The following is a 12929-nucleotide window of genomic DNA, read 5'->3' on the forward strand; positions in this document are numbered from 1 at the left end:
TTGAATACAACAAATTGGGGTTTGTCAGCAGTCTGACCCGACTCTGTCGGGTGTAACAGTATGTAAAGGATTTCCTAAATCATTTACGCTCTTCTATTTTTTGTAAAATATCCAAAAATTCTTGAGGTAAATAAGTTACCGCTTTTGCTTTGATTGCTTCTGGCACGCCTTGATAAAAGGCTTCTGCAATTGAGCCTGTAATGGCAGCAATAGTGTCAGAATCGCCACCTAAAGATACTGCAAGACGTATTGAATCTTCAAAATCTCGGCTTTCTAAAAAAGCAATAATAGCCTGTGGCACACTTCCTTGACAACTCACATCAAACTCATAAACAGGGCGAATTTCATCGCAAGTCTGATTTAAGTTATAGGCAAAACGCTGTTCAATAAAGTCTTTAATAAACGCCTTATCTTTACCTACTCTTGCAAAATAAATTGCCGAAGCCACCGCTTGTGCCCCTTTAATACCCTCTGGGTGATTATGCGTAATCTCAGCAGATTGTTTTGCCCGCTCTAATACCGTATCAATATCATTACAAAGCCAGCCCACTGAAGAAACTCGCATTGCTGAACCATTTCCCCAGCTGTTATAAGGTGCAGGAATAACATTCGGGTTTAACCAACGAACAAAAGTACCGCCGTAGCCAGCATAAGGATATTTATTTCCCCATTTACGCACTATCGCAACAAGATCATCTTGGTAATTATTCAACGCCCATTCTGCAATAGCGATAGTACAAACCGTATCATCAGTAAAGCAACATTTAGATGTAAATAATTCAAAATCGACACCTTTATAATTATTAAATTCAAAACGTGAACCAATAATATCGCCTGTAATTGCTCCAAACATATATTTTCTCCTATTTAATGAAAGTGGTTGTTTCTCTATTAAATTTGCTGTTATACCTGTATTTTCAATAGTTTGAGTAAATTGTTTCATACAATTTTCAAATTCCATTCCCCAATTAGTATTTTCAACAGAAGGATCTAATTGAAACTCTGTATCAGGAATCATATTTTCAAATGGAATTTGAGATAACCCAAGCGATAAATTGATATTATTTATTTGATTGAGTATAAATATAAATTTATCCAATTCTTTTTGGCTTTCGTGCTTCAGTTTATTTAGTTCTTTTAAACAATCTTTTCTCTGCCATTCAATCGCTTTTCGGGCAATCCAATTTTCATCACCAAAAGCCATTTCACATTGAACTGCTTTTAGTCTTAACGGTGGTGTATCTAACAAATATCTAGCTAATTTAACGCTGGATAATAAGAGCTCAATTTGAAGACTATCTAGCTCTTTTTCTTTCTCTGTTTTATCTGATAGAGATGGGGTTATATCTGTCATATAGCATTCCTCTGTGGTAAAAGTACTGATTTGTAATAAGCCTATTGTTACTTAAGAGAAATGTTTATGCACGTCAGGTCATGTCGTGGGGAAAAATTTTTCTAAATTTGAATAAATCCTCCCCTTTTAAGCTACTAGCAACCTATAGCTTGGGGTATTTAATGAATGGACACACGCAGTGCGTCCGAAACATCGTCAATAATCTATATGTGCATACTTGCACCATTAGATCTTTGGAAATTTTTTTAGAAATGGTGAGAATTGAATTTTTTCAACAAAAGATAATTTTCGAGGTACTGTTTCTTCACCACATTTCGGGCAATTACCATAAAATACATATACAACATCAGAAGTCATCAATACATCACTTTTCCAATCACATTTAGGGCAACATTCTCTTAATGGTTCATTAAATGGCATCATAATTCGGATTTCCTTATATTTTATGTAATGTTATTTGCATTCACTACGGGATAAAACGGCTTACCCCAATCAATTTCAGAATGATTTTCCATCATAATTTGTAACATTGCTGGAATGAGCAGTTTTAAAACATTACAACCATCGCGTAATTGTTCTCGATTAACTCGACTATTGTAAGTTGCACCACCGTGAATAATTTGGTTTCGTAATGTATAAAGGCGACCAAACATCACGTCTAAAATACGTTCTGTCTTTTGATTTTCTAAAGCGGAGAAAAAACGTTCACGCTCTTTTATCTCTAATTTTAGGTACTCTTTTTCTGCGATTTTTCCGTTATGAAAATCCCAAAAAGGTTGAAAAACAAAAGGATTATCCAACAATAAGCGGATATATTGAGGAAATTTTTTCCAAACTAAGTGATAGATCGTCTTCTCATTATCAAATAAGCAAATTCGTAATAAAAATTCATTGAATGTTGCTCTATCTCTTTGTTCGCTCAGCTCACGAGCATAAGCCGCATTAAAAGCAATCCATAATGAAATAAACTGACTATCTAAGTCTGCATCTTGTTCAGCTTTCTTTAACCAACTGAGCGAACGATGAATTCGTAAGCGGAAATTATCATTGAAAGATTCTTTGTGGGATTTGAAGGTTGATTCTAGTTCTAATAGCATATCATAGCCTAAGAATATATACGTTAGCGTATTCTATCTTATACCTAATAACGATAAAAGAGAGGTAATAAGTAAAAAGTTGCTAATAATTTATATAAAATAATTATTAGCAAACATTTTATTAATTTAAGAATTTAAAGAATGGATAAATGTTATCTATATCTAGTTTATTAAAAGAAACTCAAGTACTTCTATCTCTTAAATCAAAACTATTTTGTTCATTAAACCTCTTAGAAGTCAAAGTATTCGTCAGATTAGTCTGAGCCTCTACTGATAGATTAATATAGATTTTCTAATAGTTCTGAAAATGTATCCGCTATTTTCTCTATTTCATCTGTTTCATGTTTCCAATAGAATATTTTATTATCCTTAAGGCAAATTAAATTACCAGAAGGATCGCTAGCAAAAGCAATTAAACTAGTGATGTCCGTCTCAATATCTAAAAAATCAAATACGTTCTCAGTATCATTTGTATTAAATGATAATAACTTCTTAAAAACTTTACCTTTTTCTGATGGTATATCAAACTGATTTAAAGATGGTCTACCATTATTAAATTGTTTAATTATTGATTTAAGATCTTCTGGTATTAATACGTTATGTTGATTTTCAAATTCAGTAATAATATTATGATTTTCTAGTGGTTTTACATATTTCCAATTAATATCTTTCATATAAATTTCTCCATTTAGTTAGTACTTAACGATTTTCTGACCCACCGCCCCAAATAGCTTTACCACCAGTGTGTGCTGTTTTATTATGAACACTAGTATCAACTAGTTGCATTTTACCTTTTTCTTCATTATGGTGCCAAGTATATCCATCTGGAGTATCTCCATTTTCAATTTGCTCTAACTGTTCTTCCGTAAATTTCGCTCTTAATTCAGGATCGTTTTTTATTTGCTCCTTTAATTGAGCATTACATTCTGCAAATTGCTTACTATCTGATGCTTGAAGTAAATCGTCTGGTAATTGAGCATCATAAGTAGATTCAAATACAGGGAAGACCCCTGTTACTTTTTCACCTTTATCATTTTCTACTGTTTTCTCTTCAAATTTCACTCCTGTGACTGGATGTTCTTGACCAGCAAGACTTTCATTACGGCAAGTAATTTTTGTTGTCTCTACCTTACTTTCCGTTTGATCCCCATTATTCGTATTTTCATTTCTGTTTTCACAATTACTTAGGGCATTGACAAGTATTGGCTCTTTATCATTGAGATCTTGAATATGTATTTGAGGAAATTCCTCTGAGTTAAAAGATATATTTGGGATTTCTCTATCCAATACCTCAAGTTTTTCTACTTCAACAATTGGAAACTTAGGTAATAGATCTCCGTCTTCGTATAGATTATCGAGCTTCTCAGGCAAAGTGTCTGAAAATGGTGGAGTATCTTTCTCCTTTGAGAGAATATCATCAGACACTCGAGGTAAATCTTCTGGATTAGGGAGAAAGTCTCCTCCCCCCCCAAATATATCTTTATCTACTTTAGGCAAATCTCTTATATCAGGTATTTTAAAAGGATCTGCTTTATCTAAGCCGTCTCCTTCTTTAGGGTATAGCCCTTCTGGTTTTATGTCTGGGGTAGTGATTAGTTTTTCAAACATAAGTACTCCTACATCATTTTCTCTGTACAAAGATTTTGTTGCAATCTAATATGTAAATCAGGCATCGCATCTTTTAAGTATTGCTGAGTTAAACGCTGATATAAATCGATCAAATACTCAGTATCTTTTTGTAGAAGTAAAGAAATAATACCTCTTTGAGCTTCTGAAATCACATCATTGAAATACGTTTTAAATTCAACAGGTAATGCAGATTTTTCTATTGATTTCCTAATCTGGTCTAAATCTAACTTCTTATCAGATTCCACCTTTCTGCTAAATAATAAATCCGCCAAATCAGCTTGGAATTGTTTTTGAGAATCAACTTTTAATGCTAAATGGCTATCTGATTCGATAAATAACGTCTCTTGTGTTTCAAATCTATGGATTTTACACAAAATCGGCTCTAACCAATCATTTTGATACACAACAGCAACACCTTTTGGTAGTTTGGCAATTTCTTCTAGTTGTTCATCTGTTACACCAGATGCCTTAGCAGCCAAGCGGCGATCTGTTTCTTCTGGTAAACGCATAATAATTTTGGTGTTGGTATTACGAATAGCTGAAATATCTACCGCACCAGGTGATTGGTCTGCAATAATAAAACCTTCTCCATAAGTACGCATTTCTGCAATTGCATTAGATAGCATTTCAACGGCTTTACCTGCCACATTTGAACCTTCGCTACTTTGCTCGGTTGATGTACGTTTTAAAATGTTATGCGCTTCTTCTAAAACCGTAACGTGTTTTAGCTTCACATTCATTCCATTACTTTCGCTGGTACGATGTTCGCTTAAACGCATAACTAAAATACCCATAATGAGAGATTTCGTTTCTTGCGAACCTATACGGCTTAAATCTACGATCACATTTTCATCAAATAAAATATGATTATCGACTTCATCAGCACTGAAAATTTGCCCATTTAATCCGTTTGTTAAAGATTTTACTCGGGTGACCAAAGAACCTTCATAGTTACTTTTTACCTCTTGCGAGAATTTAGATTCGTTAATCACTTTTTCTAGCTGTTGGAGCAAATCTTTAAAACTTGGGAAAAGGTTTTTATGTCTATTTTCAGACGTTTCCAAGTTCCAACCACTTGCCTTATAAGCCTCAAGCATTGCATCTTTCAACACAGCTGGCATTGCAGCATACATCGGCCAGCAGACGTTAAAAATCTCAACCAAGCGATCAATATGCTCTAAAACGTGAATATCTTCAGGGAATTTGAATGGATTGATACGTAAAAGTGATGTTTTTTGAGGATTAGTCCCAAAAACCTTCACATCAGAGCGGAAGCCAAACACATTTTTATATTCCCCTTTAGCAGGCTCAATTACCATAAATTTCACATCATTTTGGTTGAGCTGATCCAGTAGTTGGTAAACAGTATTACTTTTCCCTGAGCCTGTTGAACCTGTGATAAAAATATGGCTAGAGAGTTTTTCTACATCAAGTTCTACTTTTTGTGGTAAATCCTGCCATAAATGGCGAACTTGCCCTAAATTGACCACTCTTTCTGCTTTTTCATTTTGTCCGTTTACATTTTGGATACGGCGACCAAATGGTATCGCTTCCACCACTGTAACAGTCGAAGTAGAACGACGTGGTAGCGAAAGTTGAATTGCCATTTCCTTGCCTGATACCAACGTTGATGGGGTCAAATAACCAACACCTAAACCTTGAGAAAACTCTGCGGTTAAACGAGGGTGAGATAAATTTGCCAACCACGTTAATACATCTTTTGCCAAGGCTTTGTTTTGGCGTCCTTTTACTTCGGTGTTATCCCAAGTTGTAAGAGAAAAATCTTCACTATTGGAATTTGCCCCACGCATTAACCCTAAGAACATACTAGCAAGCGATTGTGATGCAGCAGTGTTATCACTGATAAAATATGCCGCACTGTTCCAACCACCATAACGGCGAGCCTCATTAACACGCTCTAATTGTTGATCCACCTTTTTCAACATTTGCTCAATATTTTTGTCCGTCATTTCTAAAGTAATTTGACGGCTAGAACCGATAGTTTGATTAGTACTATGGGCTTTATTTTTATTTATCGCAGTATTTTCGTTTTCTGTTTTGGATTTTGCTGTACTTTCTGAAGAACCCTCGGTTTCATTTTCAGAAGTTCCAGTAGTTGTAGAAGAACTTATCCCTTCTGTTGTACTGCTACCTAGTACGGTACTTAGCACAGCACCGCCTACGCTGATACCAATACCAATAAGTGGATTAACCGCAGTACCTGCCAACGCAGCGATTTGAATTGCACTATTTGCTACTGTTGAACCAACGGCAACTGCTTTTTGAGCTGCACCTGCTGTGGATGTGCTGCTAGATGTACCATTGGTTTGACTAAAATTTTTACCACGAGAGATGCTATAACTTGTTCCCTTAGTTTCAGTCAGACCAATACTTGTTCCAAAAGAGTGGCTAATGCCTTCACTGATACTTAACCCCACACTATCACTTTCATTTTCACCAAAAGAAAGTGTTTGTTTGAGTAATGGAGAAAGCTGAGTGGCAATGCCTTCATAACCTGCTTGGATCATATCTAACTGATGAGCAGAGACTGGTTCAGCTAAAATCAATGCTTGATATTCACGCCCTTCTGCTGCATCAATAAAATGCTCTAGCCCTTGCATAAAATGCTCACGTTCTTCTACGGAGAGAGAAGGAACACCTGTTACTGCCGTGATCGATAATGAACGCTCAGCCGCAAAATCCTTCATTAGCATTTCACCCTCTTTACCTTTTAAACGCTCAAGCTGGCTACCAGAAAAATGCCCTTTAAAAGTTTCATCGAGTAACTGCCCTGCTGTGCCACCTTGCATTTTATTTGGTGTCCCTCTTGTACCAAGATAGAGTATCGTTTCAGAGCCATTACTTTGTAGCAATAAGAAGACAGAATAACCAGCTGTACCCAGTGCCGTGTAAGCTGCTGTCATACTTTCTAGCATTGATTGTTTATTTTCCAATACTACTCGTTCAACCTTGAAAATACGTACATCGGTAGCAAAATTGATTTTCTCTGATGGGAATTTCTCTAGTGTTTGTAAATCAAATTGCCCTAATTCAGATAAATAACTTTTATTGAGTAATTCACGCCCATTAACCAATGCAGATAACGCTGTTTGACGAATTTGTTGCTCTTTACTTTTTAACATTGCTTGATTAGCCACAGATATTTCTCCTTAGTGAAAAAGTTTCCATAATGCCAACGCGACTAACCCACCTACGGCAAGAATGGCTGCTAATACTTTGGAATTACTGTTATTTGTTGATTGTTCCTTTGTTTGTCGTACGGGTTGCCCTGTTTGACTACGCGGTGTAGATTGTGATGCAGTACGTTGCGAGCCAGCTTGAGTTTGCACTTGTGGCTCTTTACGCTCCACTTTAATTTGTTGGAAATCAGGATCGCCTTTCTTCATCAAGGTTTCACGCACATTTACTAAATGGAAAAAACGTACCAAAGCAAAATTTTGGTTTAAATCACCTTGCTGTTTGTCAAAATAACGCCCATTCCATTTACTCTCATCTTGCTCAATTTCCGCAATAAAAGCACTGGTTTTATACTCTTCAAATACGCCTTTTGCATTTTTTTCCACATAAAAGACCGCTTGTATAAGCTCTTCAATGGTTAAGCGGAAGTCTGATAATTCTGCAGATAAAAATGCTCGAATGGCGGATACATCTTGTGCATCTAAATAACCTTTTAATTTGCTATTTGGTATATAACGGCTTAAATCTGGCTCAACATACTGATTAGCTTTTGGTGTTTCTTGGGTAAAATTAGTTGTCGTGTTTACTGTTTCAGTCACATTTTCTACGGTAAAGCCTTGTGCTGAGATTTGTTGTAGCCGTTCTTTTACCTGAATTAGATGCTCACATAATTCCTGAGAAAAATTATTTGCAAGTAAATTGGCCTTGCTAAAGAAATATTCACTACTTCCCCAATAATGTTCGTCTTTTAAATCGGCTTTAATATGCTCGGCTAATGGGGAGAAAATCCCCCCTTGTGTGACTAATTCTGCTAATTCTGTGCGGTTTTGTGCAGCAGAAATTTTTCCGTTCTTTAAATTGGTAATAAATTGCTGTTTCATCTTAGTTCTCCTTAAAGGGAAATTACCTTATCTAATTTCGCCTTAAATTCATTAATTTGTGCTAATTTTTGTTCTGCATCCTTAATTTGTTGCTGTAAGTTTGCTTGGTTTTGTGTTTTTTCTTGTAACTCTTTCACAATTTTTTCCATTTCAGCAGTAAATTCGTGCTCAATGAATGTTGTAAAGTTATTGAGATAATTTTCTGTATCTTTTTGAATTTTCTCTTTTACAGCTCGTATTAAATCGTTAAAGTATTGACGGATTTTGTCATCTCGGGTTTTGTAAAGATCTTCTAACTGAACATATTCTTCAGTCCAATATTTTGTTTCAAATACATCTACTTCTTTGGTTCTAAAATAAGTCCAAGGCTTATACCAAGTTCTATCACTAACCGTTTTTGTTCCCACTTTCACTTCTTTAGAATGTTTTTCCTCTTGAATTTCATTTGACTCCAATGAAAATTCCAAGTTGCTCATTTTATGTTTTAAGCCTTCTAATACAGGTAAGGGTAGATTTTCAAAGGCCTTACCGCTAAATAAGCTATTATTAAACTCGTCAAAAATTTCTTTTAATTTAGCTTTGGACGTTTTTTGTGTCTCTTCCACCAAACTACAGAATATATTGATCAATGCGTCAGATCGGAATTGCACTTCCTCTTCCAAGCGAGCTAAACGAGTTTCACCCACTTGTACATCGACTTTACCACTAAAATTACGACCAAATTCACGTAACATTTCTCGCACGTCAGCTTCTTTCTCATTGATCTGTGCAATAATCTCTGCAGAGTACAGCAAATTATCATTATTCAACAAAGTATCAATTTTGCCTTTAGCTTCGCCTTTTAGTGCTTCACTATTTTTTAGATTTTCTAATACTTCATTCACTCGCTCCAACTCTTCTTGATTTAAGTTCAACGATGTAACTAGCGCTTGCTCATCACTGCTGATTTTAATTGCAGTTTTTAACGCATCATAGGCACGATTAACACGGTTTGGCAGGTTGTATTTATCAATATATTCATCAATCATCGCCTCAATTGCTGGAATACCTGTACGGTATTCAGCTGGAGCAACCTCACGACTTGCTAAAATCTGTTTGGCACTGCTGCTTAATGGCATATGTTCAACAAAATCAATGCCAGGGTAATCACCCTCAGGAGTACATTTATATTCCCACGCATCTAAAATTGGTTTCTCACTGCGAGAGAGCAATTCATTTGCACTGCGTCGTCTGAGCAATCCTGCATTTAATGCCGACACAGGGTAAACAAGCGGGTCAAAAATACCATTATTTTGCAAATAAGTGCGAACATTCTCTAATACTTTTTCAACAGAGGTTTCTTTTTCAAAATCAAAGGAATCCATTTTATTGATTACAAAAATAAAACGATCTTTACTCTGTTTGCCGCCTTTTTTCATAATATCGGCAATCATTGACAGTACTAATTTATCGTCATTTGTTCCCAATTGTGTAGCATTTAATACATATAAAATCAGTGGATTACGTTGAGAATCTTGAATATAGGCTTGGGTGGTTTCCCAATGGCTTCTATCTTGGCTGTTGTTTGGCCCCGGAGTGTCACTAATAACCAAACGGACATCTTCACGCTCTGTAATACCAACAATATTCCCTTCCAACTTAATAAGTTTGGTATCTTCTAATTTGTTCCATTCTTGTAAGGTCGCAAGAGTGATTTGCTGTTGTGGATCAACCAGTTCACCGTCTTTGTTGTAGCGTTCACCAATAAATTCTTTATGTGGCATTTGGTCATTATCAGTGATTTGAGCAATAGTAGCTGTCGTTGCTTCATTCGCATTCGGTAATAATTCACAGCCTAGCATTGCGTTAATAAATGTCGATTTACCTGCTGACATTGTTGCTGCCACATATACGTCAAAATCACGGTTGAATGCAGCTTCAAAATTAGCTTGAATTTCTTTACTTTGTTCGATTTTTTCTTTGAAAATAGGGTGTTGCTGAGCTTCTTGCATCAACCCTTTAATTTGCTCCAAACGCTCACTAACTTCGGTAGTTTTTTCCCATTCAACATTGACTTCAATACCTTTTTCTTTGGCTTTTTCTGCTGCAATTTTTACATCAGAATAATCCGCTTCTACGCCTTTAAAAATGACATTAAAACTGCCATAGTCATTAAATTCATTGCGATCGACTTCTTCAAAGAAGTTTTCAATCCAAAGTTGCAAACGTTTATTTGCATATTGCATTAACGATGAATTTACTGCTGGAGTTTGCCATTCTGTATCTTGTGAAGGGCGAGTAAAAAAGTGAGTTTCAATAGTGAAAGGGTTGTGTTCAATACGAATTTCGTAACTCATAGTCTTTTCCTTATGGGTAAGTGGATAAATTAAAATGGGGTTTTCGATAATCTTTGTTGCAATAAATATTGCACAACACCAAAACCAGTTCGCATTATCGACTTGCTTAGGCGTTGTTTGGTAATAGTGCTGTTAGCAAATTTTACTCTGCCAACAGCTTTTGTTTTCTTTAATTTATTTAATATTTTGAGTTTTTGTGTCGTTTCTATTGTAGATGCAATAATCAAATTATCGTTTAAGCTGTTCAAAGCAATATTGACATCTGCTCGTTCAGTGCGTGTAAGCGGTGTATTATTTAACATTTTTTGCAATATCAGTGCGTAATGTGCCGCTGTTGGAATAATAGTGGGTTTATTAAATCCAATGTTAATGAGATATTTTTGAGCATTTGCTACCACCTTATCTAAACGTTCGCCTTTTTCTTCATCTAAGCAATCCGCTTTATTGAGTAAGAAAATAATCTGCTTGTGGGGATCTTTTTCTAATGTAGCTTGGATTTTCTCTAACAGGCTTTTATCATCATTTACTCCTAGTTGCGTTGCATTTAGTACATACAAAATCAAACCATAATTACCATCATTAATGACTTCCATCGTTAAATTCTCGTGGCTTTCATCTTGGCTATTATTAGGGCCTGGTGTGTCGTAAATAACAATATCCATTGCATCATTGTGTAAAGCCTGAATATCTCCTGCAATATCAATCAATTTGATATTAGGGTCAGCATTCCACTTTTTCATCGTATCAGCATCAATTTTGTGTGATTCTTCTAGCAATTCATTTTGGTATGAATAAGCACTTCCAAAAAAGAAAGATTGATGATCTTGATCGTGAATTCGGGTAATGGTAGCTGTCGTTGCTTGATTGGCAGAATGGAGTAATTCTTGCCCCAAAAGAGCATTGATCACCGTTGATTTTCCTGCACTCATTGTGGCAATCACAACCACATCAAATAATTTTTTTTGCATATATATCCTATGTTAAAGATTACAATTACGATTTTTTATACACCACACTAATTCGATTATTGGCAATATCCCTTGCAATTTCATAATCAGGGTCATAAGTTAAAATATTATGTGCAGCGATAGAGGCGAGAGAGAAAATACCTAATGCTGGGTTTAATAATCCTGCCATTCCTGCAACAATGCGATTTTTAGTGTAAATTCGACATTTTAAGTATTGGCTTTCAATATACTTTTCTAAAACTTCTGTGATATTCAGCATATCTTCCGTTTTTACACCGCAGATCTCAAAAGATTGTCTGCTATCAATAAGTGCTTGGAATTGGTTGTAATAATTTGAATAAGTGAGTGTTGCCATATTGTTGTTCCTTAGTTATTACTTGTTAAATATTGCTGAATATTTTCAATCATTTTATGTTGTAGCCTGTCGGGACTAACAATCGTCAAATGGGGGATCCAGTACTGCACAAGGGGGACGATTTCCATTTCGTTGATATTTTTACAGGAAAGGAGTAGTCCGCCGTCATCTAGTCGGTGTAATAATTGTTGGTTAGGCAGTAAATTGCGACGTAAAAAATAAGGAGCGGCAATTTTGTTCACTTTCACGACCACTTCAGCAATCTGGTTGCCGTGAGAGATGCTGTCGTTTTGTTTAATCTCTTCTATAAATTGTTGATTGGGTTCGAAAGTTTGATCAAGCACTTTGAGTTTACTTATCTGTTTAAAGCAAAAGGTTTTCTGTTTGTCTTGATCGGTGCCGAGTACATACCAAATGCCGTTTTTGTTGATCAGTGCGTAAGGGGCAATTTGGTAAAATTTTCCGTCAATCTGACCGCTTTTGATGTAATCAAAGTGGATAAATTGGTGTTTTTCAATGGCGGAATGAATTTGATCAAAGGCTTTTTCTAAGCCACTAATATCTTCATATTCAAAGCCTTTAATGCGAATGCTATCAACCAGTTTTTCTTGGAAGAATTGGCGATCAATTTTAGGGAAAAGATCGGCGATGCTGGCGAAACTGGCAAAGCGTTCAATTTCGCTTTGGTTGAATACGCCTAATTTTGAGCGGTCAATTTGGTAATAACGTGGCCCTTGTTCTTTCCATTCTAAAAAAGAAAGGCGTTCGTTGATATCACGTTGAATAGTGCGAATGGAGCAATCAAATTCCCCTGCTAATTCATTGATGTCGATTCGTTCTTGCGTATTTAATTGCGAGAGAATAAACGCTAAACGTTGTGCGAGTAGATTGTTCTTTTTCATTTTTTCTCTTGTCTGAGTTGCTTATGGCACTATATTAAAACAGTCATATTGAATTAGCACGTCAGGTTATGTCGCTTATTAAAAATTTTTCAAAAATATAGAAAAAATTTTCTCAGATTATTGACAAAGTCTTTTTTCATTCGGACGCCAGCGTGGCGTCCCTACAAGGAAAGTTATAACCAATTGAAAAATAACAGATTTTATTTTGT

11 protein-coding genes are annotated in these 12929 nt (G+C 35.7%); all 11 read right to left on the reverse strand.

Annotation, left to right across the window (positions count from 1 at the left end; all coding sequences use genetic code 11):
• Window positions 1-79: 79 nt before the first annotated feature.
• The 11 genes from A1D25_RS11095 to A1D25_RS06595 all read right to left on the reverse strand — a co-directional run bounded on the left by A1D25_RS11095 (window position 80) and on the right by A1D25_RS06595 (window position 12720).
• Entirely contained in the window at window positions 80-1354 is a 1275-nt protein-coding gene (locus tag A1D25_RS11095) for an ADP-ribosylglycohydrolase family protein (protein WP_240327122.1), read from the reverse strand.
• Between the two features lie 225 nt (window positions 1355-1579).
• Window positions 1580-1777, reverse strand: coding sequence for a hypothetical protein (locus A1D25_RS06550; protein ID WP_157394892.1), 198 nt, complete (start codon window positions 1775-1777; stop codon window positions 1580-1582).
• A 20-nt stretch (window positions 1778-1797) separates the two neighbouring features.
• Window positions 1798-2451, reverse strand: coding sequence for a HEPN domain-containing protein (locus A1D25_RS06555; protein ID WP_157394893.1), 654 nt, complete (start codon window positions 2449-2451; stop codon window positions 1798-1800).
• Window positions 2452-2729: 278 nt separating this feature from the next.
• Window positions 2730-3125 carry an SMI1/KNR4 family protein gene (locus tag A1D25_RS06560; protein ID WP_157394894.1) on the reverse strand — a complete coding sequence of 132 codons (396 nt, stop codon included), beginning with the start codon at window positions 3123-3125 and terminating at the stop codon, window positions 2730-2732.
• Window positions 3126-3150: 25 nt separating this feature from the next.
• The gene (locus A1D25_RS06565; RefSeq protein WP_157394895.1) at window positions 3151-4059 is read right to left on the reverse strand and encodes an HNH endonuclease; all 909 of its coding nucleotides are present in this window, start codon (window positions 4057-4059) and stop codon (window positions 3151-3153) included.
• 8 nt (window positions 4060-4067) lie between these two features.
• Window positions 4068-7238 carry an ATP-binding protein gene (locus A1D25_RS06570; protein WP_205420590.1) on the reverse strand — a complete coding sequence of 1057 codons (3171 nt, stop codon included), beginning with the start codon at window positions 7236-7238 and terminating at the stop codon, window positions 4068-4070.
• A gap of 12 nt (window positions 7239-7250) precedes the next feature.
• The gene (locus tag A1D25_RS06575) at window positions 7251-8159 is read right to left on the reverse strand and encodes a hypothetical protein (RefSeq protein ID WP_157394896.1); all 909 of its coding nucleotides are present in this window, start codon (window positions 8157-8159) and stop codon (window positions 7251-7253) included.
• Window positions 8160-8170: 11 nt separating this feature from the next.
• The gene (locus tag A1D25_RS06580) at window positions 8171-10495 is read right to left on the reverse strand and encodes a dynamin family protein (RefSeq protein WP_157394897.1); all 2325 of its coding nucleotides are present in this window, start codon (window positions 10493-10495) and stop codon (window positions 8171-8173) included.
• Window positions 10496-10524: 29 nt separating this feature from the next.
• Window positions 10525-11463 carry a dynamin family protein gene (locus A1D25_RS06585; protein ID WP_157394898.1) on the reverse strand — a complete coding sequence of 313 codons (939 nt, stop codon included), beginning with the start codon at window positions 11461-11463 and terminating at the stop codon, window positions 10525-10527.
• A gap of 25 nt (window positions 11464-11488) precedes the next feature.
• Window positions 11489-11818 (reverse strand): hypothetical protein, encoded by a 330-nt coding sequence (locus tag A1D25_RS06590; protein WP_157394899.1) that lies wholly within the window; start codon window positions 11816-11818, stop codon window positions 11489-11491.
• A gap of 11 nt (window positions 11819-11829) precedes the next feature.
• The gene (locus A1D25_RS06595) at window positions 11830-12720 is read right to left on the reverse strand and encodes a helix-turn-helix transcriptional regulator (protein ID WP_157394900.1); all 891 of its coding nucleotides are present in this window, start codon (window positions 12718-12720) and stop codon (window positions 11830-11832) included.
• Between the last annotated feature and the right edge of the window lie 209 nt (window positions 12721-12929).

This window comes from Ursidibacter arcticus (assembly GCF_009761375.1).
In the GTDB taxonomy this organism is placed as follows: Bacteria; Pseudomonadota; Gammaproteobacteria; order Enterobacterales; family Pasteurellaceae; genus Ursidibacter; species Ursidibacter arcticus.

Bases quoted from the DNA above. Each gene is read 5' to 3' on its own strand.
- A1D25_RS11095 (WP_240327122.1), bottom strand. From the start codon at position 1,354: ATGACAGATATAACCCCATCTCTATCAGATAAAACAGAGAAAGAAAAA.
- A1D25_RS06550 (WP_157394892.1), bottom strand. From the start codon at position 1,777: ATGATGCCATTTAATGAACCATTAAGAGAATGTTGCCCTAAATGTGAT.
- A1D25_RS06555 (WP_157394893.1), bottom strand. From the start codon at position 2,451: ATGCTATTAGAACTAGAATCAACCTTCAAATCCCACAAAGAATCTTTC.
- A1D25_RS06560 (WP_157394894.1), bottom strand. From the start codon at position 3,125: ATGAAAGATATTAATTGGAAATATGTAAAACCACTAGAAAATCATAAT.
- A1D25_RS06565 (WP_157394895.1), bottom strand. From the start codon at position 4,059: ATGTTTGAAAAACTAATCACTACCCCAGACATAAAACCAGAAGGGCTA.
- A1D25_RS06575 (WP_157394896.1), bottom strand. From the start codon at position 8,159: ATGAAACAGCAATTTATTACCAATTTAAAGAACGGAAAAATTTCTGCT.
- A1D25_RS06580 (WP_157394897.1), bottom strand. From the start codon at position 10,495: ATGAGTTACGAAATTCGTATTGAACACAACCCTTTCACTATTGAAACT.
- A1D25_RS06585 (WP_157394898.1), bottom strand. From the start codon at position 11,463: ATGCAAAAAAAATTATTTGATGTGGTTGTGATTGCCACAATGAGTGCA.
- A1D25_RS06590 (WP_157394899.1), bottom strand. From the start codon at position 11,818: ATGGCAACACTCACTTATTCAAATTATTACAACCAATTCCAAGCACTT.
- A1D25_RS06595 (WP_157394900.1), bottom strand. From the start codon at position 12,720: ATGAAAAAGAACAATCTACTCGCACAACGTTTAGCGTTTATTCTCTCG.